This window comes from Halomonas sp. THAF5a, from assembly GCF_009363755.1.
Lineage (GTDB): Bacteria > Pseudomonadota > Gammaproteobacteria > Pseudomonadales > Halomonadaceae > Halomonas.
This window is the reverse complement of sequence record NZ_CP045417.1, coordinates 3,641,585-3,665,347: the sequence shown is the minus strand read 5'-3', so window position 1 is coordinate 3,665,347 and position 23,763 is coordinate 3,641,585. Positions and strand designations below refer to the sequence as shown.

19 protein-coding genes and 2 tRNA genes are annotated in these 23,763 nt (G+C 67.8%); 19 read left to right on the top strand and 2 right to left on the bottom strand.

Annotation, left to right across the window (positions count from 1 at the left end; translation table 11 throughout):
- Window positions 1-13 precede the first annotated feature (13 nt).
- The 4 genes from dapB to greA all read left to right on the top strand — a co-directional run bounded on the left by dapB (window position 14) and on the right by greA (window position 6,167).
- Entirely contained in the window at window positions 14-820 is an 807-nt protein-coding gene (gene dapB / locus FIU83_RS16685; protein WP_152485058.1) for a 4-hydroxy-tetrahydrodipicolinate reductase, read from the top strand.
- A 443-nt stretch (window positions 821-1,263) separates the two neighbouring features.
- The gene (carA, locus tag FIU83_RS16680; protein WP_152485057.1) at window positions 1,264-2,409 is read left to right on the top strand and encodes a glutamine-hydrolyzing carbamoyl-phosphate synthase small subunit; all 1,146 of its coding nucleotides are present in this window, start codon (window positions 1,264-1,266) and stop codon (window positions 2,407-2,409) included.
- A 54-nt stretch (window positions 2,410-2,463) separates the two neighbouring features.
- Window positions 2,464-5,694, top strand: a complete 3,231-nt coding sequence (gene carB / locus FIU83_RS16675) for a carbamoyl-phosphate synthase large subunit (RefSeq protein ID WP_152485056.1) — start codon at window positions 2,464-2,466, stop codon at window positions 5,692-5,694.
- Entirely contained in the window at window positions 5,691-6,167 is a 477-nt protein-coding gene (gene greA, locus FIU83_RS16670) for a transcription elongation factor GreA (protein WP_152485055.1), read from the top strand. The genes carB and greA overlap by 4 nt, the downstream gene beginning before the upstream one ends.
- 124 nt (window positions 6,168-6,291) lie before the next feature.
- Here the strand turns inward: greA and yhbY are convergent, their stop codons facing one another.
- The gene (gene yhbY / locus FIU83_RS16665) at window positions 6,292-6,618 is read right to left on the bottom strand and encodes a ribosome assembly RNA-binding protein YhbY (protein ID WP_152485054.1); all 327 of its coding nucleotides are present in this window, start codon (window positions 6,616-6,618) and stop codon (window positions 6,292-6,294) included.
- Between the two features lie 192 nt (window positions 6,619-6,810).
- Here yhbY and rlmE point away from each other — a divergent pair, with 192 nt between their 5' ends.
- From rlmE to pnp, 15 genes are all read left to right on the top strand, one after another.
- Window positions 6,811-7,491, top strand: a complete 681-nt coding sequence (rlmE, locus tag FIU83_RS16660; protein ID WP_152485053.1) for a 23S rRNA (uridine(2552)-2'-O)-methyltransferase RlmE — start codon at window positions 6,811-6,813, stop codon at window positions 7,489-7,491.
- Between the two features lie 199 nt (window positions 7,492-7,690).
- Window positions 7,691-9,655, top strand: coding sequence for an ATP-dependent zinc metalloprotease FtsH (gene ftsH / locus FIU83_RS16655; protein WP_152485052.1), 1,965 nt, complete (start codon window positions 7,691-7,693; stop codon window positions 9,653-9,655).
- Between the two features lie 65 nt (window positions 9,656-9,720).
- Window positions 9,721-10,584 (top strand): dihydropteroate synthase, encoded by an 864-nt coding sequence (gene folP / locus FIU83_RS16650; RefSeq protein WP_152485051.1) that lies wholly within the window; start codon window positions 9,721-9,723, stop codon window positions 10,582-10,584.
- Complete coding sequence (gene glmM / locus FIU83_RS16645) at window positions 10,577-11,926, top strand: phosphoglucosamine mutase (RefSeq protein ID WP_152485050.1); 1,350 nt, start codon at window positions 10,577-10,579, stop codon at window positions 11,924-11,926. Before folP ends, glmM begins: the two co-directional genes overlap by 8 nt.
- Window positions 11,927-12,033: 107 nt before the next feature.
- Window positions 12,034-12,783 carry a triose-phosphate isomerase gene (tpiA, locus tag FIU83_RS16640; protein ID WP_152485049.1) on the top strand — a complete coding sequence of 250 codons (750 nt, stop codon included), beginning with the start codon at window positions 12,034-12,036 and terminating at the stop codon, window positions 12,781-12,783.
- A 4-nt stretch (window positions 12,784-12,787) separates the two neighbouring features.
- Entirely contained in the window at window positions 12,788-13,147 is a 360-nt protein-coding gene (gene secG, locus FIU83_RS16635; RefSeq protein ID WP_152485048.1) for a preprotein translocase subunit SecG, read from the top strand.
- Window positions 13,148-13,171: 24 nt separating this feature from the next.
- Window positions 13,172-13,258 (top strand) — tRNA-Leu (locus FIU83_RS16630).
- A gap of 107 nt (window positions 13,259-13,365) precedes the next feature.
- Window positions 13,366-13,442 (top strand) — tRNA-Met (locus FIU83_RS16625).
- Window positions 13,443-13,660: 218 nt separating this feature from the next.
- Entirely contained in the window at window positions 13,661-14,119 is a 459-nt protein-coding gene (rimP, locus tag FIU83_RS16620; RefSeq protein WP_152485047.1) for a ribosome maturation factor RimP, read from the top strand.
- Window positions 14,120-14,162: 43 nt separating this feature from the next.
- The gene (gene nusA / locus FIU83_RS16615) at window positions 14,163-15,656 is read left to right on the top strand and encodes a transcription termination factor NusA (RefSeq protein WP_152485046.1); all 1,494 of its coding nucleotides are present in this window, start codon (window positions 14,163-14,165) and stop codon (window positions 15,654-15,656) included.
- 27 nt (window positions 15,657-15,683) lie between these two features.
- On the top strand, window positions 15,684-18,203 hold the full coding sequence (infB, locus tag FIU83_RS16610) for a translation initiation factor IF-2 (RefSeq protein WP_152485045.1): 2,520 nt from the start codon (window positions 15,684-15,686) through the stop codon (window positions 18,201-18,203).
- Window positions 18,204-18,221: 18 nt separating this feature from the next.
- Window positions 18,222-18,641, top strand: coding sequence for a 30S ribosome-binding factor RbfA (rbfA, locus tag FIU83_RS16605; RefSeq protein WP_152485044.1), 420 nt, complete (start codon window positions 18,222-18,224; stop codon window positions 18,639-18,641).
- A complete protein-coding gene (truB, locus tag FIU83_RS16600; RefSeq protein WP_152485043.1) occupies window positions 18,641-19,558 on the top strand; it encodes a tRNA pseudouridine(55) synthase TruB in 918 nt (305 codons plus the stop codon). Before rbfA ends, truB begins: the two co-directional genes overlap by 1 nt.
- 78 nt (window positions 19,559-19,636) lie before the next feature.
- Window positions 19,637-19,906 (top strand): 30S ribosomal protein S15, encoded by a 270-nt coding sequence (gene rpsO / locus FIU83_RS16595; protein ID WP_108446032.1) that lies wholly within the window; start codon window positions 19,637-19,639, stop codon window positions 19,904-19,906.
- 334 nt (window positions 19,907-20,240) lie between these two features.
- The gene (gene pnp, locus FIU83_RS16590; RefSeq protein WP_172976108.1) at window positions 20,241-22,376 is read left to right on the top strand and encodes a polyribonucleotide nucleotidyltransferase; all 2,136 of its coding nucleotides are present in this window, start codon (window positions 20,241-20,243) and stop codon (window positions 22,374-22,376) included.
- Between the two features lie 167 nt (window positions 22,377-22,543).
- Here the strand turns inward: pnp and FIU83_RS16585 are convergent, their stop codons facing one another.
- On the bottom strand, window positions 22,544-23,719 hold the full coding sequence (locus FIU83_RS16585) for an acetyl-CoA C-acetyltransferase (protein WP_152485041.1): 1,176 nt from the start codon (window positions 23,717-23,719) through the stop codon (window positions 22,544-22,546).
- Window positions 23,720-23,763 lie beyond the last annotated feature (44 nt).

Below are 23,763 nucleotides of genomic sequence, written 5' to 3'. Positions count from 1 at the left end.
CGCAGGAGTCCGCATGACCCGTATCGCCATCGTCGGTGTCGCCGGCCGCATGGGCCGCACCCTGGTCAACGCCGTGCAGCAGGATGCCGAAGCCACCCTGGCCGGCGGCATCGTCGAGCCGGGCAGCTCGCTCGTCGGCGCCGATCTCGGCGAGCTGTCCGGCCAGGGCAGGCTGGGGGTCGCCGCGGTCGATTCGCTGGCGCGTATCGTCGACGACTTCGACGTGCTGATCGACTTCACCGCGCCGCAGGTGACGCTGTCGAACCTGGCGTTCTGCGCCGAGCACGGCAAGCGCATCGTGATCGGCACCACCGGCCTGTCCGACGACGAACTGGCCGAACTGGACGGCTACCGCGATCGGGTGCCGATGGTCTTCGCCCCCAACATGAGCGTCGGCGTGAACCTGACCCTCAAGCTGCTCGAGACCGCCGCCAGGGCGCTGGGCGACGAGGGCTACGACATCGAGGTGATCGAGTCCCACCACCGCCACAAGGTCGACGCCCCCTCCGGCACCGCGCTCAAGATGGGCGAGGTGATGGCCGACGCCCTGGCGCGTCCGCTCAAGGAATACGGCGTGTTCGAGCGCGTCGGCCAGTGCGGGCCGCGCACCGACAAGGAGATCGGCTTCGCCACCGTGCGCGCCGGCGACATCGTCGGCGAGCACACCGTGATGTTCGCCACCGAGGGCGAGCGCATCGAGATCACCCACAAGGCCAGTAGCCGCATGACCTTCGCCAAGGGCGCGGTGCGCGCGGCGCGCTGGGTGGCCGACCGGGACAACGGCCGCTATGCGATGCAGGACGTGCTGGGCCTGGAGTGACGGGAGGGAGGCACCGCGAAGAGCGGAGGCGCCACATTACCCTTGTGGGAGCGACGCTTGCGTCGCGATCCGCCGCGTAGCGGCGGCGGGGTTGGCCTGGCCCCTCGCAGGACGGAGGCATCCCATCGCGGTGCAAGCACCGCTCCCACTAAACCTACTGCCCGTTGCCGGGTCGTTGATTCTCATCGTCCCGGCACCTGGGCACTGACCGGGGTGCGGCGGGGGTAGTCGCGGGGCGTCGTTTCCTGTAATATCCCCAAAATTTTGGCCGGGCGCACGGGCGAAAGCCCCCTCCAACAGCGCTTGTTGCTTCGGCCCAGGCATTCCGAGCGAATGACAACAAGCGGGATGAAACCGGTCTAGCCATCGGGTTCGTCCCGCTTTTTTGCGGCCCGGCGAACGGCATTCCTTGACGAGCGGTTAACACTTGGGAGGACCTTACATTGAACAGACCCGCGATACTGGCCCTGGAAGACGGCAGTGTGTTCCACGGCACGGCCATCGGTGCCGATGGACAAACCAGCGGTGAGGTGGTGTTCAATACGGCCATGACCGGCTACCAGGAAATCCTGACCGACCCCTCCTATTCCCGACAGATCGTCACCCTCACCTACCCCCATATCGGCAACACCGGCGTCAACGCCGAGGACGTCGAGTCCGGCAGCATCGCCGCGGCGGGCCTGGTGATCCGCGACCTGCCGCTGCTGGCCAGCAGCTTCCGCTCCGAGCAGTCGCTCTCCGACTACCTCAAGGGCGAGAACGTGCTCGGCATCGCCGACATCGATACCCGCCGCCTGACCCGCATCCTGCGCGACAAGGGCGCCCAGAACGGCGCCATCCTGGCGGGCTCCGAGGCCGAGGGCGACGACGCCGTCGAGCGAGCGCTCGCGGCGGCCCGGGCCTTCCCCGGCCTCAAGGGCATGGATCTCGCCAAGGTGGTCTCCTGTCAGACCGCCCACGACTGGAACGAGGGCGAGTGGGCCCTGGGCCAGGGCTACGCCGATGCGACGGCCGCGGAGCGCCCCTACCACGTGGTCGCCTACGACTTCGGCGCCAAGCGCAACATCCTGCGCATGCTCGCCTCCCGCGGCTGCCGGCTGACCGTGGTGCCGGCCCAGACCCCGGCCGACGAGGTGCTGGCCATGGCCCCGGACGGCATCTTCCTCTCCAACGGCCCCGGCGACCCCGAGCCCTGCGACTACGCGATCGCCGCCATCGAGACCTTCCTCGAGACCGAGATCCCGATCTTCGGCATCTGCCTGGGCCACCAGCTGCTGGCGCTGGCCAGCGGGGCCAAGACCGTGAAGATGGGGCATGGCCACCACGGCGCCAACCACCCGGTGCAGGACCTCGAGTCCGGCAAGGTGATGATCACCAGCCAGAACCACGGCTTCGCCGCCGACGAGGCGAGCCTGCCGGCTACCCTGCGCGCGACCCACCGTTCGCTGTTCGACGGCACCCTGCAGGGCATCGAGCGCACCGACCGCCCGGCCTTCAGCTTCCAGGGCCACCCCGAGGCGAGCCCGGGGCCGCGTGACGTGTCGCCGCTGTTCGACCGTTTCGTCTCCATGATGAAGGAACGCCGCTAGGCGCGAATCGCCCTACATCAGACCGTCATTCATCGATTAGCCGCGGAAACCGTCATGCCCAAGCGTACCGACATCAAGAGCATCCTGATCATTGGTGCTGGCCCCATCGTCATCGGCCAGGCCTGCGAATTCGACTATTCCGGCGCCCAGGCCTGCAAGGCGCTGCGCGAGGAGGGCTACCGGGTCATCCTGGTCAACTCCAACCCCGCGACCATCATGACCGACCCGGTGATGGCCGACGCCACCTACATCGAGCCGATCACCTGGCAGGCGGTGGAGAAGATCATCGAGGCCGAGAAGCCCGATGCCGTGCTGCCCACCATGGGCGGCCAGACCGCGCTCAACTGCGCCCTGGACCTCGACAAGCACGGCGTGCTCGAGAAGCACGGCGTGGAGATGATCGGCGCCAACGCCGACGCCATCAACAAGGCCGAGGACCGCGACCTCTTCGACAAGGCGATGAAGAACATCGGCCTGGAGTGCCCCAAGGCCAAGGTCGCCCACACCATGGAAGAGGCCTGGGAGATCCAGGCCGAGCTGGGCTTCCCGACCATCATCCGCCCCTCCTACACCATGGGCGGCTCCGGCGGCGGCGTGGCCTACAACAAGGAGGAGTTCGACGAGATCTGCCAGCGCGGCTTCGAGCTCTCCAACAACCATGAGCTCTTGATCGACGAGTCGCTGCTCGGCTGGAAGGAGTACGAGATGGAGGTCGTGCGCGACAAGCACGACAACTGCATCATCGTCTGCGCCATCGAGAACTTCGACCCGATGGGCGTGCACACCGGCGACTCCATCACCGTCGCCCCGGCCCAGACGCTGACCGACAAGGAATACCAGATCATGCGCGACGCCTCCCTGGCGGTGCTGCGCGAGATCGGCGTCGAGACCGGCGGCTCCAACGTCCAGTTCGGCATGGATCCGACGACCGGGCGCATGGTGGTGATCGAGATGAACCCGCGGGTCTCGCGCTCCTCGGCGCTGGCCTCCAAGGCCACCGGCTTCCCGATCGCCAAGATCGCCGCCAAGCTGGCGGTGGGCTACACCCTGGACGAGCTCTCGAACGACATCACCGGCGGGCGCACTCCGGCCTCCTTCGAGCCGTCCATCGACTACGTGGTCACCAAGATCCCGCGCTTCACCTTCGAGAAGTTCCCCCAGGCCAACGATCGCCTGACCACCCAGATGAAGTCGGTGGGCGAGGTGATGGCCATCGGCCGGACCTTCCAGGAGTCGCTGCAGAAGGCGCTGCGCGGCATGGAGACCGGCAACGACGGCCTCGACCCCAAGGTCACCCGCTTCACCGACGAGGCGATGGCGCACATCAAGGGCGAGCTGCAGGCCGCCGGTGCCGAGCGCATCTTCTTCGTCGCCGACGCCATGCGCGCCGGGATGAGCGTCGAGGAGGTCTTCGCGCTGACCAACATCGACCGCTGGTTCCTGGTGCAGATCGAGGAGCTGATCCGCCTCGAGGGAGAGGTGGCCAGCCGCTCGCTCTCCGAGTTCACCCCGCGCGAGCTCTTCATGCTCAAGCGCAAGGGCTTCAGCGATGCCCGCCTGGCGCGCCTGCTGGGCGTGGCCGAGAAGGAGTTCCGGCGCACCCGCCAGGCCGCCGGCATCCGCCCGGTCTATAAGCGCGTCGACACCTGCGCCGCGGAGTTCGCCTCCGACACCGCCTACATGTACTCCACCTACGAGGAGGAGTGCGAGGCCGAGGTCAGCGACAAGAAGAAGATCATGGTGCTGGGCGGCGGGCCCAACCGCATCGGCCAGGGCATCGAGTTCGACTACTGCTGCGTCCACGCCGCGCTGGCCATGCGCGACGACGGCTACGAGACCATCATGGTCAACTGCAACCCGGAGACCGTCTCCACCGACTACGACACCTCGGACCGCCTCTACTTCGAGCCGGTGACCCTGGAGGACGTGCTGGAGATCGCCGACAAGGAGCAGCCGGTCGGGGTGATCGTGCAGTTCGGTGGCCAGACCCCGCTGAAGCTCGCGCGCGAGCTCGAGGCCGCCGGCGTACCGATCATCGGCACCACCCCGGACGCCATCGACCGCGCCGAGGATCGCGAGCGCTTCCAGCAGATGATCGACAAGCTGGGCCTCAAGCAGCCGCCCAACGCCACCGCGCGCAGCTTCGACGAGGCCTTCGCCAAGGCCGAGGCGATCGGCTACCCGCTGGTGGTGCGCCCGAGCTACGTGCTCGGCGGCCGCGCCATGGAGATCGTCTACGACGCCTCCGAGCTCGAGAACTACATGACCCACGCGGTGAAGGTCTCCAACGACTCGCCGGTGCTGCTCGACCACTTCCTCAATGCCGCCATCGAGATCGACATCGACGCGGTGAGCGACGGCCAGCAGGTGGTGATCGGCGGCATCATGCAGCACATCGAGCAGGCCGGCGTGCACTCCGGTGACTCGGCCTGTGCGCTGCCGCCCTACTCGCTGCCCGCCGAGGTGCAGGACGCGATGCGCGAGCAGGTCAAGCAGATGGCCGTGGAGCTCGGCGTCAAGGGCCTGATGAACGTCCAGCTGGCCTGGCAGGATGGCGAGATCTACGTCATCGAGGTCAACCCGCGCGCCTCGCGCACCGTGCCCTTCGTCTCCAAGTGCATCGGCACCTCCCTGGCCCAGATCGCCGCGCGCTGCATGGCCGGCCAGACCCTGGCCGAGCAGGGCTTCGAGACCGAGATCGTGCCGCCCTTCTACAGCGTCAAGGAGGCGGTCTTCCCGTTCAACAAGTTCCCGGGGGTCGATCCGATCCTGTCGCCGGAGATGAAGTCCACCGGCGAGGTGATGGGGTCGGGCGATACCTTCGCCGAGGCCTTCTACAAGGCGCAGCTGGGCGCCGGCGAGGCGATCCCGCGGCTCGAGGGCGAGCGCAAGGCGTTCCTCTCGGTGCGCGATCCGGACAAGGCGGGTGTTATCGAGGTGGCCCGTTCTCTGGTAACCTTGGGCTTCACACTCTGCGCGACCCGCGGCACCGCGAAGGCCCTCGAGGGCACCGAGCTGCCGGTGGAGATCGTCAACAAGGTCTATGAGGGCCGTCCCCATATCGTCGATCTGCTCAAGAACGACGAGGTCGCCTATATCGTCAACACCACCGAGGGCCGCCAGGCCATCAACGACTCCTCGGTGATCCGCCGCACCGCACTCGCCCGCAAGGTTCCCTACGCCACCACCCTGGCAGGAGCCCAGGCGGTGTGCATGGCGCTCGAGTACGGCAACGCCATCACCGTGCGGCGGCTACAGGAACTGCATGCAGGAGCTACGCAATGAACAAGGTCCCGATGACCGTCGCCGGTGAGCAACGGCTTCGCAAGGAGCTCGAGGAGCTGAAGGGCGAGGCGCGCCCCCGGGTGATCGCCGCCATCGCCGAGGCCCGCGAGCACGGCGACCTGAAGGAGAACGCCGAGTACCATGCGGCTCGTGAGCAGCAGGGCTTCATCGAGGGGCGCATCCAGGAGATCGAGGGCAAGCTCTCCAACGCCCAGGTGATCGACGTCACCAAGCTGCCCCAGACCGGCAAGGTGATCTTCGGCGTCACCGTGGGGCTGATCAACCTCGACAACGACGAGGAGGTCACCTACCGGATCGTCGGCGAGGACGAGGCCGACATCAAGGAGCGTCGCATCTCGGTCACCTCGCCCATCGCCCGCGCCCTGATCGGCAAGGAGGAGGGCGAAGTGGTGGTGGTCAAGACGCCCGGCGGCGAGGTCGAGTACGAGATCGCCAGCGTCGAGCACCTGTGACCTTCGGTCGGCTGTGAGCCAAAAGCTTTAAGCTGCAAGTAAACACCCCCGAGGCAGAACCTCGGGGGTGTTTCGGTTTGACTTGCAGCTTACGGCTTAGCGCTTCCAGCACGCGCGACGCGCGTCAGCGCCGCCCGTGGTGCTCCTCGAAGCGGGTGATGTTGGAGAGCTTCGGGTTGACCCTGGGGTTGTGGCGATAGAGCAGGGCCATCTTGCCGATCTTCTGCACCAGCTCGGCGCCGCTCGACTCGACCAGCGCCTCGAGCATGGCCGCGCGGTCGTCGCGGTCGGGCAGGGCGAGCTTGACCTTGACCAGCTCGTGGTCGCGCAGGGCTCGATCGAGTTCGGCGATCACCCCCTCGGAGGCACCGTTCTCGGCGACGGTGACCACGGGGTCGAGATGGTGGCCGATGCTGCGAAATGCTTTCTTTTGTGCCTGTGACAAGCTCATGGTATCTTGCTTCTTCCCGGTTGGCGCGCAGCGCACATGGTACGGCGAATCGCCCCGCGGCGAAAGCGCATAGCCGACACGCCTGCTTCTCCACCGGCCGGGTCCGCAGGTCAGCACCCCGTCGCACCTCCCTCGGGTCTTCCCGGATTTCGCTCGACTGCCTGTCATTCATGGCCATTCACAGGTGATGCCGTGGCACGTCCCCATGCTTCCCGCGCCAAGGGCGCTGCCGGCAAGAAGCCGGCCAGCAAGGCCTCCACCAGCAAGACCAGCAAGGGCTGGATGAAGGAGCACTTCGATGATCGCTTCGTGCAGCAGAGCTGGCAGGACGGCTATCGCAGCCGCGCCAGCTACAAGCTGCTGGCGCTGGACGAAAAGGACCGCCTGCTGCGGTCCGGCATGACCGTGATCGACCTGGGCGCCGCCCCGGGCGGCTGGAGCCAGGTGGCCGCCGAGAAGGTCGGCTCGAACGGCGTGGTGATCGCCTCGGACATCCTCGAGATGGATGCCCTGGCCGACGTCGACTTCATCCAGGGCGACTTCACCGAGGAGCACGTGCTCGAGGCGATCCTCGCGACCCTCGGCGATCGCCCGGTCGACCTTGTGATGTCGGACATGGCCCCCAATATGAGTGGGATGGCCGCCATCGACCAGCCCCAGGCGATGTACCTGGTGGAGCTGGCGCTGGACCTGGCGCGCCAGACGCTCTCCCCCGGCGGTACCTTCCTGGCCAAGGTCTTCCAGGGCGAAGGGTTCGACGAGTTCCTGAAGGAGCTGCGCGGCAGCTTCACGCGGGTAGTGACGCGCAAGCCGGAGGCCTCCCGGGCCCGCTCGCGGGAGGTCTACCTGCTGGCGGAAGGATTTCGCGGCTGAGGCTCGGCCTCGGCGGCAATACGGGGCGCCGCCACGATAGGCGGCGCCTAATGGGCCGATGGCCGGACAGGACGCCGCGACTGTGTCACAGTGACGGCATTCCCGCTCCGGCCCCAGGCTGGCTGAACATGTGCCGCTCATGTAGTGTCGAAGGACCAGGCATTTTCGGCCGACAGATTCTTGCAATGAGGGTAGTCCCTTGAACGACATGGCGAAGAACCTGATTCTGTGGTTGGTCATCGCGGCGGTGCTGCTGACGGTGTTCAACAACTTCAGCGTCGACAGTTCCCCCCAGGCGATGAACTATTCCCAGTTCGTCCAGCAGGTGCAGAACCAGCAGGTCAAGAGCGTCACCATCGATGGCTATACCATCAGTGGTGAGCGCAGCGACGGTTCCCAGTTCCGGACCATCCGCCCGGCGGCGGAGGATCCCAAGCTGATGGATGACCTGCTGGCCAACGACGTCACCGTGGTGGGCAAGGAGCCCGAGCAGCAGAGCCTGTGGATGCGCCTGCTGATCGCGAGCTTCCCGATCCTGCTGATCCTGGCCATCTTCATGTTCTTCATGCGCCAGATGCAGGGCGGCGGGGCCGGCAAGGGCGGGCCCATGAGCTTCGGCAAGTCCAAGGCCAAGCTGCTCTCCCAGGACCAGATCAAGACCACCTTCGCCGACGTCGCCGGCTGCGACGAGGCCAAGGAGGAGGTCGAGGAGCTGGTCGACTTCCTGCGCGACCCGACCAAGTTCCAGCGCCTGGGCGGCACCATCCCGCGCGGCGTGCTGATGGTCGGCCCGCCCGGCACCGGCAAGACGCTGCTCGCCAAGTCGATCGCCGGCGAGGCCAAGGTGCCCTTCTTCTCGATCTCCGGCTCCGACTTCGTCGAGATGTTCGTCGGCGTGGGTGCCTCCCGCGTGCGTGACATGTTCGAGCAGGCCAAGAAGCAGTCGCCCTGCATCATCTTCATCGACGAGATCGACGCCGTGGGCCGTTCGCGGGGCGCCGGCATGGGCGGCGGCAACGACGAGCGCGAGCAGACCCTGAACCAGCTGCTGGTCGAGATGGACGGCTTCGAGGCCAACGAGGGCATCATCGTCATCGCCGCCACCAACCGGCCCGACGTGCTCGACCCGGCGCTGCTGCGCCCGGGCCGCTTCGACCGCCAGGTGGTGGTGGGGCTGCCCGACATCCGCGGCCGCGAGCACATCCTCAACGTGCACCTGCGCAAGGTGCCGCTGGCCGACGACGTCAAGCCGTCGCTGATCGCCCGGGGCACGCCCGGCTTCTCCGGCGCCGACCTGGCCAACCTGGTCAACGAGGCCGCCCTGTTCGCCGCGCGCCGCAACAAGCGCCTGGTGGGCATGGAGGAGCTCGAGCTCGCCAAGGACAAGATCATGATGGGCGCCGAGCGCAAGTCCATGGTCATGACCGACAAGGAGAAGCTCAACACCGCCTATCACGAGTCCGGTCACGCCATCATCGGCCTGGTGATGCCGGAGCACGACCCGGTCTACAAGGTGACCATCATCCCCCGCGGCCGAGCGCTGGGCGTGACCATGTTCCTCCCCGAGGAGGATCGCTACAGCCTGTCGCGCCAGCAGATCATCAGCCAGATCTGCTCGCTGTTCGGCGGCCGCATCGCCGAGGAGATGACCCTGGGGCCGAACGGCGTCACCACCGGGGCCTCCAACGACATCAAGCGCGCCACCGAGCTTGCCCACAACATGGTGGCCAAGTGGGGCCTCTCCGAGGAGATGGGGCCGATCATGTACGACGAGGACGAGTCCCACCAGTTCCTCGGCGGCCCCGGCCAGGGCGGCAAGCTCAAGTCCGGCGAGACCACCTCCAAGCTCGACAAGGAGGTGCGCAAGATCATCGACGGCTGCTACGAGCAGGCCCAGCGGATCCTCGAGGAGAACCGCGACAAGCTGGACGCCATGGCCGACGCGCTGATGAAGTACGAGACCATCGACTCCAATCAGCTCAAGGACATCATGGAAGGCCGCGATCCGCGTCCCCCCGAGGGCTGGGACGACCCGAGCGGCGGCGCGCCCACCGGCGGCGAGCCCCGGGCCGAGGCCGGTCCGGCGGCGAGCGACGATGCCGAGGATGACGATACCCCCTCGCGTCGCCCCTCCGACCCGCTGGGCGGCCCGGCCGGCAGCTGAGCCGCCCCGGCAGTACTCTCAGGCGCCCTGCGGGGCGCCTTTGCCGTTCGATCAACAGGAAGACGATGGATACCAGCACAGCGACCTACCTGCAGTGCGGCCGGCACCGCCTCGACCTCGCCTTTCCCCGCGTCATGGGGATCCTCAACGTCACGCCCGACTCCTTCTCCGACGGCGGCCGCCACGCGGTGCCGGACGATGCCCTGCGCCATGCCGAGCGGATGCTCGCCGAGGGGGCCGCGATCATCGACGTGGGCGGCGAGTCCACGCGCCCGGGCGCCGAGCCGGTGCCGCCCCAGCAGGAGCTGGATCGGGTGGTGCCGGTGGTCGAGGCGCTGGTGCGCGAGTTCGACGCCCTGGTCTCGGTGGACACCAGCACGCCCGAGGTGATGAGCGCGTCGGCCCAGGCCGGGGCCGGCATGATCAATGATGTGCGCAACCTGCGCCGCGAGGGGGCGATGTCGGCGGCGATCGCCAGCGGCCTGCCGGTGTGCCTGATGCACATGCTGGGCGAGCCCGGCGACATGCAGCAGGACCCGCACTATGACGCGCCGGTCGAGGAGGCCGTGGCCGACTTCCTGGCCGAGCGGGTGGCGGCCTGCGAGGCCGCCGGGCTGCGCCGCGAGCGCCTGCTGCTCGATCCCGGCTTCGGCTTCGCCAAGACGGTGGAGCACAACCTGCGCCTGCTCAAGCAGATGGATCGCCTGGGCGAGTTCGGCCTGCCGCTGCTCGTCGGCATGTCGCGCAAGAGCATGATCGGCAAGGTGCTGGGCCGACCGGTGGAGGAGCGTCTCGCCGGCGGCCTGGCGCTCTCCGCCATGGCGGTGGAGCGCGGCGCGCGTATCCTGCGCGTTCACGACGTGGGGCCCCACGTGGACGCGGTGAACATGACCTGGGCCGTACTCGAGGAAGGCGCTTCGCATGACTAGACGCTACTTTGGCACCGACGGCATCCGCGGGACCGTGGGGGAGCCCCCCATCACCGCCGACTTCATGCTCAAGCTGGGCTGGGCCACCGGCCGCGTGCTAACCCGCGAGACCGGGCGGGCGCGGGTGATGATCGGCAAGGACACGCGGATCTCCGGCTACATGTTCGAGTCGGCCCTGGAGTCCGGGCTTTCCGCCGCCGGCGTCGACGTGATGCTGCTGGGGCCGATGCCGACGCCGGCCATCGCCTACCTGACCCGCACCTTCCGCGCCGACGCCGGCATCGTCATCTCGGCCTCGCACAACCCCTTCCAGGACAACGGCATCAAGTTCTTCTCCGCCGCCGGTACCAAGCTGGGCGACGAGGTCGAGGCCGAGATCGAGGCGATGCTCGAGGAGCCGCTGACCACCGTGGGGCCATCCCGGCTGGGCAAGGCGATGCGGGTCGACGACGCCCCGGGCCGCTACATCGAGTTCTGCAAGTCGACCATCCCCGACCGGGTCAGCCTGCACGGGCTGAAGATGGTGATCGACTGCGCCCACGGGGCCACCTACCACATCGCCCCCAGCGTGTTTCGCGAGATGGGCGCCGAGGTCAGCCTGATCGGCGCCGCGCCCGACGGCCTCAACATCAACCAGGCGGTGGGCTCAACCCATCCCCAGGCCCTGAGCCAGGCGGTCGTCGAGCAGGGCGCCGACCTCGGCGTGGCCTTCGACGGCGACGGCGACCGGGTGCTGCTGGTGGATGCCGATGGCCGCGAGATCGACGGCGACGACATCCTCTACCTGATCGCCCGCGACCGCCAGGCCCGGGGCGACCTGAACGGCGGCGTGGTGGGCACCCTGATGTCCAACTTCGGCCTCGCCACCGCCATGGAGTCCCTCGAGATCCCCTTCGAGCGCGCCAAGGTCGGCGACCGCTACGTCATGGAGCGCCTGGCGGCCAACGGCTGGCAGCTGGGCGGCGAGTCCTCGGGTCACATCGTCTGCGGCCACGTGCAGACCACCGGCGACGGCATCGTCTCGGCGCTGCAGGTGCTGGCGATCATGGTGCGCGAGGGCGAGTCGCTGGGCCGCCTGCTCGCTGGGCTGGAGAAGGCCCCCCAGGCACTGGTCAACGTGCGCCTGACGCCGGGCAGCGACGCCAAGGCGCTGCTGGAGCAGGCGTCGCTCAAGCAGGCGGTCAGTGCCCTGGAGGCGGAGCTCGGCGACCAGGGCCGCGTGCTGCTGCGTGCCTCGGGCACCGAGCCGCTGATCCGCGTGATGGTCGAGGGCCGGGCGCACCTGGACGTCGACGGGCTGGCGCGGCGCCTGGCCGATGACGTCCAGGCGCTGCTCGGCTGAGTGGCCGGGCGCGGGGCCTGGCTGCTCCGGGCCGGTCGAGGGGGCTCTGGTTGTCTTGATGGGGCCCCTCCTATACCATTTCGCACCACCTTGAAAGAGGAAGCTCCATGCGCATGCCGCTGATCGCCGGGAACTGGAAGATGAACGGTTCCCTGTCCCTGGTCGAGGAGTTCGGCCGGGCCTTCGCCGGTGTCTCCCTGCCCGTGAACGTCGAGGTGGCCCTGATGGTGCCCTTCCCCTATCTGGGGGCCGCGGGCCAGGCGCTGGGCAAGACCGCCGTGACGGTGGGCGCCCAGACCCTCAGCGATCGCCCCGCCGGCGCCTTCACCGGCGAAGTCAGCGGTGCCATGCTGCGCGAGTGCGGCGCCCGCCTGGTGCTGGTCGGCCACTCCGAGCGCCGCGCCCTCTTCGGTGAGGATGACGCGGCGGTGCTGGCACGGGTCAGGGCCGCCCTTCACGAGGGGCTCACTCCGGTGCTGTGCGTCGGCGAGACCCTCGAGGAGCGCGAGGCCGGACGCACCGAGGCGGTGGTGCTGGGCCAGCTCGAGGCGGTCGTCGAGGCCCTCGCGGCGGACGAGCGGCCGCGCCTGATCGTCGCCTACGAGCCGGTCTGGGCGATCGGCACCGGCCGCACCGCGACTCCCGAGCAGGCGCAGGCGGTCCACGCCGCCCTTCGCGCGCGGCTGGCGCGCTACGACGCGACGCTCGCCGACGGCATGCGTCTGCTGTACGGCGGCAGCATGAAGGCGGATAATGCCGCCGAGCTGCTCGCCCAGCCCGACATCGACGGCGGCCTGGTGGGGGGAGCCTCCCTCAAGGTCGACGATTTCCTAGCCATTTGTCAGTCAGCAGGTTGAACCCATGCAAGTTGCCATTCTCATGACCCACGTGGCGATCGCCATCGCCCTGGTCGTCCTGATCCTGCTGCAGCAGGGCAAGGGCGCCGAAGCCGGTGCCGCCTTCGGCGGCGGTGCCTCCCAGACCGTGTTCGGCTCGCGGGGCAGCGGTAATTTCCTGGCGAAGTTCACCGGCGTTCTGGCCGCGGCCTTCTTCGCCACCTCGCTGACCCTGGCGTACTTCGCGTCCCAGGCCGGCGATGCGCCTGAGGCCGGCATTCCCGATGCCGAGCTGATCGAGCAGCAGAATGCCGTTCCGACCCTTGACGACGGCAGCAGTGGTATGGATAATACTGCGCCAGTGCTGGAGGAAAGCGGCGACTGAGTCGTCTCATCCAGCCTCCCCGATGCCGAAGTGGTGGAATTGGTAGACACGCTATCTTGAGGGGGTAGTGACCTTATGGTCGTGCGGGTTCAAGTCCCGCCTTCGGCACCAACTCGAAGCAAGCGAACCTTTCGCGCCTTCGAAGCAGGATTGGCAGAATGCGGTGTTGCCGCTTGACCAGCAGGTCATGTGGGCTTACAATCACCGACCTAGATTGATGCGGGGTGGAGCAGTCTGGTAGCTCGTCGGGCTCATAACCCGAAGGTCATCGGTTCAAATCCGGTCCCCGCTACCATCTTCTTGGCAGGCATGCGCAGCATCAGGGGCGTGTCATAGTGCCGAAGTGGTATACAGGTTTCTTGTAAAAGCCCCTTCCTGTGAAGGGGCTTTTTGTTAGCAGCTTGCCCACCGGAGATGCCGGTGGCGCTGCTCGGGCAACGCCAATCAGCCACCTGACTCTTCTCTCAACTCCCGGCCAGGTGCCTGATGCAACGGCTGTAGGAGCTTTCTTCCGTGGCAATCAAGGACGCTGCGCTGCATGCGCTGATCGAACCGGTGGTCTCGGCCATGGGGTTCGACCTCTGGGGCATCGACCATCTGTCCCAGGGCAAACACTCCCGCCTGGTGATCTACATCGACCACGAGAACGGGATAAGCGTGGACGACTGCGCCGACGTCAGTCGTCAGATCAGCGCGGTGTTCGATGTCGAGGACCCGGTGCCGGGCGAGTATCGACTGGAAGTCTCCTCGCCGGGCATGGATCGACCGCTCTTCACCCTCGAGCAGTTCGCTCGGTATGCCGGCCATGTGGTCACCATCAAGCTGCGCGCGCCCTTCGACGGTCGGCGCAAGTTCAAGGGGCTGCTGGCGGGTATCGAGAACGACGAGGTGCTGCTGCAGGTCGACGGCGAGGAGTATTGCTTTCCCATCGAGGGCATCGATCAGGCGCGGGTCGTCCCGCAGTTCACGTGACGAGCTCGGTGTATAAGGACAGGTTCACTGGCGAGGCTAAGGCATGAGTAAAGAAATTCTGGCGGTCGTCGACACGATCTCCAACGAGAAGGGGGTCTCCCGCGAGGTGATCTTCGAGGCCGTCGAGGCGGCCCTGGCCAGTGCATCGCGCAAGCGCTTCGAAGACGAGGAAGCCAGCGTGCGCGTGCACATCGATCGCCAAACGGGCGACTACGAGACCTTCCGCCGCTGGGAGGTGGTCGAGGACGACGACTTCGACGGGCCCGACGCCCAGATCAAGCTCTCCTACGCCGAGCGCCGCGACCCGCCCCTGGGGCTCGGGGACGTGGTCGAGGAGCGCATCGAGAACGCCGCCTTCGGTCGCATCGCCGCCCAGACCGCCAAGCAGGTCATCGTGCAGAAGGTGCGCGAGGCCGAGCGTGCCGAGGTGGTGCGCCTCTACGCCGAGCGCGAGGGCGAGCTGGTCGCCGGCATCGTCAAGAAGACCACCCGCGACGGCCTGATCATTGACCTGGGCGAGAACGCCGAGGCGTTCCTGCCGCGCAGCGAGATGATCCCCGGCGAGCGCTACCGCATGAACGAGCGGGTCCGCGCGCTGCTGGTCAAGGTCGATGCCGAGGCCCGCGGCGCCCAGCTGATCCTCTCGCGCACCTGCCCGGAGCTGATCATCGAACTGTTCAGCATCGAGGTGCCGGAGATCGCCGAGCAGCTCATCGAGATCAAGGGCGCGGCACGCGACCCGGGTTCCCGGGCCAAGATCGCGGTCAAGACCAACGACCGCCGCATCGATCCGGTCGGCGCCTGCGTCGGCATGCGCGGCTCGCGCGTGCAGGCGGTCTCCTCGGAGCTGCAGAACGAGCGGGTCGACATCGTGCTGTGGGACGACAATCCCGCCCAGCTGGTGATCAACGCCATGGCACCGGCCGATGTCGCCTCGATCCTCGTCGACGAGGAGTCCCACGCCATGGACGTGGCCGTCGCCGAGGACAACCTGGCCCAGGCCATCGGCCGCAGCGGCCAGAACGTGCGCCTGGCCTCCGAGCTGACCGGCTGGCGTCTCAACGTCATGACCGAGGAGGAGGCCGAGGCCAAGCGCGACCAGGAAGTGGATAGCCTCGTCGAGCACTTCATCCAGCACCTGGACATCGACGAGGACGTGGCGCGCCTGCTGGTGGACGAGGGCTTCACCTCCCTGGAGGAGGTCGCCTATGTGCCGGTCGAGGAGATGCTCGAGATCGAGGAGTTCGACGAGGATCTCATTGAAGAGCTGCGCGCTCGCGCCAAGGACGAGTTGTTGAACCTCGCCATCGCCTCCGAGGAGGAACTCGACGGCGCCCAGCCGGCCGACGACCTGCTGGAGATGGACGGCATGGAGCGTCACCTGGCCTTCATTCTGGCCAGTCGGGGCATTGTCACCATGGAGGACCTGGCCGAGCAGTCCGTCGATGATCTGACCGACATCGAGGGGATCGACGAGGAGCGCGCCGCGGCACTGATCATGACTGCCCGTGCGCCATGGTTCGAGAACGAACAGTAAACGGGTCACGGGCTGAGGAGGGTCGTAATGTCAGAAATGACCGTTAAGGATTTTGCAGCGAAGGTGGGGCGCGACGTGCCTCGCCTGCTGGAGCAGATGAAGGAAGCAGGGCTTGGCCAGAAGGCCGAGAACGACGCCGTGTCCGAGGAGGACAAGCGCCAGCTGCTCGACTATCTCACCAAGAGTCACGGCGGCAGCGGCGCCGGGGCGGCGAAGAACCGCATCACCCTGACGCGCAAGACGCGCAGCCGCATCAAGACCGGCGAGCGCGGCAAGAGCATCGAGGTGCAGGTGCGCAAGAAGCGCACCTACGTCAAGCGCGAGGAAGAGAAGCCGGCCGAGCAGCCCGAGGTCGACGCCGGGCCGCGCCAGCTGGTCGGCGACATGGCCGATTCCCAGCAGGCCCAGGCCGCCAAGGACGCCCGCGAGGCCGAGGAGGCCAAGGCGCGTGCCGCCGAGGAGTCCGCGCGCGAGGCCGCCGCCAAGCTGGAGGCCGAGAAGGCCGCCAGCGAGCCGGCGATCCCGGTGCCGGAGCTCGAGACCCAGCCGTCCACCGACGAGCCGCCGGCGCCCCCCAAGGAGGGGCGTGGCGAGCCGCGTCGCGCCGCGGTCAAGAAGGCCAGCGGCAAGGCCGGCAAGAAGGGCCGTGACGATCGCGACGACGATCGTGGCGATCGCGAGGAGCGTCGCCGGGGCGGCAAGAAGGCCAAGCGCGCCGAGCGTCGCGGCGGTCGTCGCGGGGGCGGCAGCCAGGGCGGCGGCAAGCACGGCTTCCAGAAGCCGACCCAGCCGATCGTCCGCGAGGTCTCCATCCCCGAATCGATCAGCGTCGCCGACCTGGCCGACAAGATGTCGATCAAGGCGAACGAGGTCATCAAGGCCATGTTCACCATGGGCGCGGCGGTGACCATCAACCAGACCATCGATCAGGACACCGCGGCCATCGTGGTCGAGGAGATGGGCCACACGCCCAAGCTGGTCAAGGACGATGCGCTGGAGACCGAGGTCCTCGAGGGCATCTCCTACGAGGGCGAGGAGATCACCCGTTCGCCGGTCGTGACCGTCATGGGTCACGTCGACCACGGCAAGACCTCGCTGCTCGACTACATCCGCAAGGCCAAGGTGGCCACCGGCGAAGCCGGCGGCATCACCCAGCACATCGGCGCCTACCACGTGGAAGACGACCACGGCGGCGTGACCTTCCTGGATACCCCGGGCCACGCGGCGTTCACCGCCATGCGTGCCCGCGGTGCCAAGGCCACCGACGTGGTGGTGCTGGTGGTGGCCGCCGACGACGGCGTCATGCCCCAGACCATCGAGGCCATCGAGCACTCGAAGGCCGCCGAGGTCCCGATGGTGGTCGCGGTCAACAAGATCGACAAGTCGGGCGCCGATCCGGACCGGGTCAAGAACGAGCTCTCCCAGCACGGCGTCATCTCCGAGGAGTGGGGCGGCGACACCCAGTTCGTGCACGTCTCCGCGCACACCGGTGAAGGCATCGAGGCGCTGCTGGAGTCGATCCAGCTGGTCTCCGAGGTGCTCGAGCTCAAGGCCGTCCCCGAGGCGCCCGGCAAGGGCGTGGTGGTCGAGTCGCGCCTGGACAAGGGCCGCGGCCCGGTGGCCACCGTGCTGGTCCAGAACGGCACCCTGAAGAAGGGCGACATCGTGCTCGCCGGCCTGCACTACGGCCGCGTGCGCGCGCTGACCAACGAGCTGGGCAAGCAGGTCGACGAGGCCGGCCCCTCCACCCCGGTGGAGATCCAGGGCCTGGACGGCACCCCCGAGGCGGGTGACGACTTCATGGTGCTGGCCGACGAGAAGAAGGCCCGCGAGGTCGCCAACTTCCGTCAGGGCAAGTACCGCGAGGTGCGCCTGGCGCGTCAGCAGAAGGCCAAGCTGGAGAACATGTTCAGCCAGATGGGCCAGGACGTCGCCGCCAAGCTCAACATCGTGCTCAAGGCCGACGTGCAGGGCTCGCTGGAGGCGATCAAGAGCGCCCTCGAGGAGCTCTCCACGGACGAGGTCGAGGTGGCCGTGGTCTCCTCCGGCGTGGGCGGCATCACCGGTACCGACGCCAACCTGGCGCTGGCCAGTGATGCCATCGTGGTCGGCTTCAACGTGCGTGCCGACGCCGCGGCCCGCGAGATCATCGAGCGTGAAGGCCTGGATCTGCGCTACTACAGCGTGATCTACCAGCTGATTGACGAGGTCAAGCAGGCCATGAGCGGCATGCTGGCCCCGGAGTGGAAGGAAGAGATCGTCGGCGTGGCCGAGGTCCGCGACGTCTTCCGCGCGCCGAAGATCGGCGCCGTGGCCGGCTGCATGGTCGTCGAGGGCACCGTGCATCGCAACAAGAAGATCCGCGTGCTGCGCGACAACGTGGTGATCTACGAGGGCGAGCTCGAGTCCCTGCGCCGCTTCAAGGACGACGTCCAGGAAGTGCGCAACGGCATGGAGTGCGGCATCGGCGTGAAGAACTACAACGACGTCCAGGTCGGCGACAAGATCGAGGTCTTCGACCAGGTCAAGGTCGAGCGGACGCTCTAACCGCTCGAGGAGCCGATCATGCGCGAGTTCAAGCGTACCGACCGGGTGGCCGACCAGCTCCAGAAGGAGCTGGCGGTGCTCATCCAGCGCGAGGTCAAGGACCCGCGCCTGGGCATGGTCACCGTCAGCGGCGTCGAGGTCAGTCGCGACCTCGGCTATGCCGATGTCCACGTGACCCTGCTGGGTGAGCAGGAACCCGAGCGCATCAAGGAGAACCTGGCGGTGCTCAAGCGCGCCGCCGGTTTCCTGCGCAGCCAGATCGCCCGGCGCATCAAGCTGCGCCATGTCCCGGAGCTGCGCTTCCACTACGATGAGAGCGTGGTGCGCGGCCAGCGGCTGTCGTCGCTGATCGACGAGGCGGTGGCCAGCGACCAGGCCCAGCACGGCGAGGCGCCGGACGAAGACGCCGCCGAGCAGAGCGGGAGCGAGCGGGACTGATGGCACGGCGACGTCGCGGACTGCCGGTGAACGGCGTGCTGCTGCTGGACAAGCCCGCCGGCGCGTCCAGCAACCACGCCCTGCAGCGGGCGCGGCGCCTGTTCCAGGCGCAGAAGGCCGGCCATACCGGGACCCTGGATCCCATGGCCACCGGCCTGCTGCCGGTCTGCTTCGGCGAGGCGACCAAGTTCTCCGCCCACCTGCTCGAGGCTGACAAGGTCTACCGCACCCGGGTGGAGCTCGGCGTGGTCACCGACAGCGGCGACGCCGAGGGCGCGGTGATCGAGCGTCACGCGGTGCCGCGGCTCACCGAGGCCGATATCGAGGGCGTGCTGGACCGCTTCCGCGGCGAGATCGAGCAGGTGCCGCCGATGTATTCGGCGCTCAAGCACCAGGGCCGCAAGCTCTACGAACTGGCCCGCGAGGGCAAGACGATCGAGCGTGCAGCCCGCCGCGTGACGGTGTATGATGCCCGGCTTCTCGCCTGCGAGGCCGAGGCCTTCGAGCTGGAGGTCCGCGTCAGCAAGGGCACCTATATCCGCACGCTGGCCGAGGACATCGGCCGCGCCCTGGGGTGCGGGGCCCACATCAGCGCGCTACGGCGGCTGGCGACCGGGCCCTTCACGAGCGACGGCATGCAGGATGTCGCCGCGCTCGAGGCCCTGGCCGACCAGACCGCGCGCGAGGCGGTGCTGCTGCCCGTGGACGTGCTGGTCGATCACCTGCCGCGCCTCGACGTCGACGCCGAGGCGGCGGGACGCCTGACCCACGGCCAGTCGGCCCGGGTCGAGGCCTGCGGGCTCGCCGAGGGCGAGACCGCCAGACTCTATCGCGGTGAGGCCTTCCTCGGCCTCGCCACGGTGACGGGGCCACAGGAGGTGGCGCCGAAGCGGCTGCTGAGCACCGCAGCCGAGTGAAGGAAGAGACGCCCGAGACTGCAAATATGCGTGGTCTCATACATTCAACTTCAAGCATATTGCTTACTGGAGAGACAGATGGCACTGACAGCCGAGCAGAAGTCCGCAATCGTCAGCGAGTACGGTCGTGGCGACAACGACACCGGTTCCCCCGAGGTGCAGGTGGCCCTGCTGAGCGCCAACATCGATGGCCTGCAGGATCACTTCAAGACCAACAAGCAGGATCACCACTCCCGTCGTGGCCTGATCCGCATGGTCAACCAGCGCCGCAAGCTGCTGGACTACCTGAAGCGCAAGGACTTCGAGCGCTATCAGTCGCTTATCCAGCGTCTGGGCCTGCGTCGCTAAAGAAAAGGGTAATTCGCTACTGCGCTCGATAGCCTGGCCGCCGGCGGTGCTCGGAATCCTCATGTAGCAGGCTACATTCCGGTTCCTGCGCTCCGGCGGCGACCAGCCTCCCGTCGCTCGTGACGCGAATTCCTCCTTTTCTGACGCAGACGTCAAAACGGGCAGCCTTCGGGCTGCCCGTTTTGCGTTGGTGGCGGCGATATCGCTGGGTCAGCCCCGCCAAAGCCGGCGCGGAAATGTCGCCGCCTGGTGGTCCCGGCGGGCGTCACGCCCTAAAATGGTCGGCGAGTCAAAACGACCCAAACACAGAAAAGTAACGTTGAAGGAAGTCGCCGTGAATCCGGTCAAGAAGACATTTCAGTACGGTCGCAGCACCGTCACCCTGGAAACCGGGCGCATCGCCCGCCAGGCCACCGGTGCCGTGATGGTCACCATGGACGACACCGTGGTGCTGTGCACCGTGGTGGCCAAGAAGGAGGCCAACCCGGCCCAGCCCTTCTTCCCGCTCTCCGTCCACTACCAGGAGAAGACCTACGCCGTCGGCAAGATTCCCGGTGGCTTCTTCAAGCGCGAGGGGCGTCCCACCGAGAAGGAGACCCTCACCTCGCGCCTGATCGACCGCCCGATCCGTCCGCTCTTCCCCAAGGGCTTCATGAACGAGGTGCAGGTGGTCTGCTCGGTGCTCTCCACCGACCGCAACCACGACCCGGACATCGCGGCGATGATCGGTACCTCCGCGGCCCTGGCGATCTCCGGCGTGCCCTTCAACGGCCCGATCGGCGCCGCGCGGGTGGGCTTCACCGAGGAGAACGGCTACTTCCTCAACCCCACCGTCGAGGAGCTGGTCGACTCCGAGCTCAACATGGTCGTCGCCGGCACCGAGAAGGCGGTGCTGATGGTCGAGTCCGAGGCCAAGGAGCTGCTCGAGGACGAGATGCTGGGCGCCGTGCTCTACGCCCACCAGGAGATGCAGGTCGCCATCACCGCCATCAACGAGCTGGCCGCCGAGGCCGGCAAGGCGAAGTGGGACTGGCAGGCGCCCGCCGAGAACGTCGCCCTCAAGCAGGCGATGGCCGAGGCCTTCGAGGCCAAGGTCGGCGAGGCCTACCGCGTCACCGACAAGATGGCGCGCCAGGACGCGCTCTCCGCCCTCAAGGACCAGGCGGTCGAGCAGCTCGCCGGCGAGGACGAGGGCCAGTTCGGCGCCGACGAGGTGAAGGGCGCCTTCGCCAGCCTCGAGAAGCGCGTGGTGCGCTCGCGGGTGGTCAAGGGCGAGCCGCGCATCGACGGCCGCGACCACAAGACCGTGCGTCCGCTCTCCATCGAGGTCGGCAGCCTGCCCAAGACCCACGGCTCGGCGATCTTCACCCGCGGCGAGACCCAGGCCATCGTGGTGGCGACGCTGGGCACCCTGCGCGACTCCCAGCTGATCGAGTCGCTGGAAGGCGAGCGCAAGGATCGCTTCCTGCTGCACTACAACTTCCCTCCGTACAGCGTGGGCGAGGCCGGCTTCATGGGCGGGCCCAAGCGCCGCGAGATCGGTCACGGCCGCCTGGCGCGCCGCGGCGTGCAGGCGATGCTGCCCGACGAGGCGGACTTCCCCTACACCATCCGCGTGGTCTCCGAGATCACCGAGTCCAACGGCTCCAGCTCCATGGCCTCCGTGTGCGGCTCGTCGCTCGCGCTGATGGACGCCGGCGTGCCGATGAAGGCGCCGGTGGCCGGCATCGCCATGGGCCTGGTCAAGGATGACGACGGCTTCGCCGTGCTCACCGACATCCTCGGCGACGAGGACCACCTCGGCGACATGGACTTCAAGGTGGCCGGCAGCGCCGAGGGCGTCACCGCCCTGCAGATGGACATCAAGATCGAGGGCATCAACGAGGAGATCATGGAGCAGGCGCTGCAGCAGGCCTACGACGCCCGCCAGCAGATCCTCGAGCAGATGAACACCGTGATCGCCCAGAGCCGCGCCGAGGTCTCCGAGAACGCGCCCTCCATGGCGACCCTCAAGATCGACCCGGAGAAGATCCGCGACGTCATCGGCAAGGGCGGCGCCACCATCCGCAAGATCTGCGAGGACACCGGCGCCTCCATCGACCTGGACGACGACGGCACCGTGCGCATCTACGCCGAGGACAAGTCGGCGGCCAAGGCGGCCATCGACACCGTGCTCGCGATCACCGCCGAGCCCGAGATCGGCAAGCTCTACCGCGGCAAGGTGGTGCGCATCGCCGACTTCGGCGCCTTCGTCAACATCATGCCGGGCACCGACGGCCTGGTGCACATCTCCCAGATCGTGCCGGAGCGGGTCAACGACGTGCGCGACTTCCTCAACGAGGGCGACGAGCCCATCGTCAAGGTGCTCGACATCGACAACCGCAACCGGGTGAAGCTCACCATCAAGGAGATCACCCCGGAAGAGAAGGCCGCCTTCGAGGCCGAAGCGGCCGCCGATCCCGAGCTGTAAGCGCCGAGCCATAAGCTGCAAGGCGCAAGGAAAACCGCCGCCGGGGTTACCCCCGGCGGCGGTTTCTTGTTGTGGTGTGTCGCGAGGCGATAAAAAACGTGCCCCGAGCATCCAGCTCGGGGCACGCTCTGTGCAGCTTGCAGCTTGCAGCTCGCGCGCAGCGCGGCTTAGCGCTCGATGGCGAGGGCCACGCCCTGCCCGCCGCCGATGCACAGTGTCGCCAGGCCCTTCTTGGCGTCCCGGGCGATCATCTCGTGCACCAGGGTCACCAGGATGCGGCAGCCGGAGGCGCCGATGGGGTGGCCGATGGCGATGGCGCCGCCATTGACGTTGACCTTGTCGGCGTCCCAGCCGAGCTCCTTGTTGACCGAGAGCGCCTGGGCGGCGAAGGCCTCGTTGGCCTCGACCAGGTCCAGGTCGTCCAGGCTCCAGCCGGCCTTCTCCAGGCAGCGACGGGTCGCCGGGGCCGGGCCGATGCCCATGATCTTGGGGTCGACGCCGGCGTTGGCGTAGGCCTTGATGCGCGCCAGCGGCTCGAGGCCCAGCGCCTTGGCCTTCTCGGCGGAGCAGAGCATGACCACGGCGGCGCCATCGTTGATCGAGGAGGCGTTGCCGGCGGTGATGGTACCGTCCTTCTTGAAGGCGGGGCGCATGCCGGCGAGCTTCTCGGCGGTCACGTCGCGCGGGCCCTCGTCGGTGTCGAAGACCACCGGGTCGCCCTTGCGCTGGGGAATCTCGACCGGGACGATCTGCCCCTTGAACTTGCCCTCGCGGATGGCGGCGGCGGCCTTCTGCTGGGAGCCGGCGGCGAACTCGTCCATCTGCTCACGGGTGATGCCGTACTTCTCGGCCAGGTTCTCGGCGGTGATGCCCATGTGGTAGTCGTTGAAGGCGTCCCACAGGCCGTCGTGGACCATGCTGTCGATGGCCTTCCAGTCGCCCATGCGCTGGCCGCTGCGCGAGTTGGGCAGCACGTGGGGCGAGGCGGACATGTTCTCCTGGCCGCCGGCGATGATCAGCTCGGCGTCGCCGCAGCGGATCGCCTGGGTCGCCAGGTGCAGGGCCTTGAGGCCGGAGCCGCAGACCTTGTTGATGGTCATGGCGGGCACCGCGTCCGGCAGCCCGGCCTTGATGCTCGCCTGGCGGGCGGGGTTCTGGCCGACCCCGGCGGTCAGCACCTGGCCGAGCAGCACCTCGTCGACCTGGTCGCCGGGGACGCCGGTGGTGGACAGGATGTCCTTGATGACATGCGCGCCCAGGTCGCTGGCGGGGATGCCGGCCAGGGAACCGCCGAAGGTGCCGACGGCGGTACGGCGTGCAGCAACGATCACCACGTCTTGCATGCGGGATACTCCTGAAGAATAGGTAGCGGACGGGCGGCCGTGTC

What these genes read in the sequence shown, in the direction of transcription:
- dapB (WP_152485058.1), top strand. Translation starts at nt 14, where the DNA reads ATGACCCGTATCGCCATCGTCGGTGTCGCCGGCCGCATGGGCCGCACC.
- greA (WP_152485055.1), top strand. Translation starts at nt 5,691, where the DNA reads ATGAACAAGGTCCCGATGACCGTCGCCGGTGAGCAACGGCTTCGCAAG.
- yhbY (WP_152485054.1), bottom strand. Translation starts at nt 6,618, where the DNA reads ATGAGCTTGTCACAGGCACAAAAGAAAGCATTTCGCAGCATCGGCCAC.
- folP (WP_152485051.1), top strand. Translation starts at nt 9,721, where the DNA reads ATGGATACCAGCACAGCGACCTACCTGCAGTGCGGCCGGCACCGCCTC.
- truB (WP_152485043.1), top strand. Translation starts at nt 18,641, where the DNA reads ATGGCACGGCGACGTCGCGGACTGCCGGTGAACGGCGTGCTGCTGCTG.
- nusA (WP_152485046.1), top strand. Translation starts at nt 14,163, where the DNA reads ATGAGTAAAGAAATTCTGGCGGTCGTCGACACGATCTCCAACGAGAAG.
- tpiA (WP_152485049.1), top strand. Translation starts at nt 12,034, where the DNA reads ATGCGCATGCCGCTGATCGCCGGGAACTGGAAGATGAACGGTTCCCTG.
- secG (WP_152485048.1), top strand. Translation starts at nt 12,788, where the DNA reads ATGCAAGTTGCCATTCTCATGACCCACGTGGCGATCGCCATCGCCCTG.
- rpsO (WP_108446032.1), top strand. Translation starts at nt 19,637, where the DNA reads ATGGCACTGACAGCCGAGCAGAAGTCCGCAATCGTCAGCGAGTACGGT.
- infB (WP_152485045.1), top strand. Translation starts at nt 15,684, where the DNA reads ATGTCAGAAATGACCGTTAAGGATTTTGCAGCGAAGGTGGGGCGCGAC.
- glmM (WP_152485050.1), top strand. Translation starts at nt 10,577, where the DNA reads ATGACTAGACGCTACTTTGGCACCGACGGCATCCGCGGGACCGTGGGG.
- rbfA (WP_152485044.1), top strand. Translation starts at nt 18,222, where the DNA reads ATGCGCGAGTTCAAGCGTACCGACCGGGTGGCCGACCAGCTCCAGAAG.
- carB (WP_152485056.1), top strand. Translation starts at nt 2,464, where the DNA reads ATGCCCAAGCGTACCGACATCAAGAGCATCCTGATCATTGGTGCTGGC.
- FIU83_RS16585 (WP_152485041.1), bottom strand. Translation starts at nt 23,719, where the DNA reads ATGCAAGACGTGGTGATCGTTGCTGCACGCCGTACCGCCGTCGGCACC.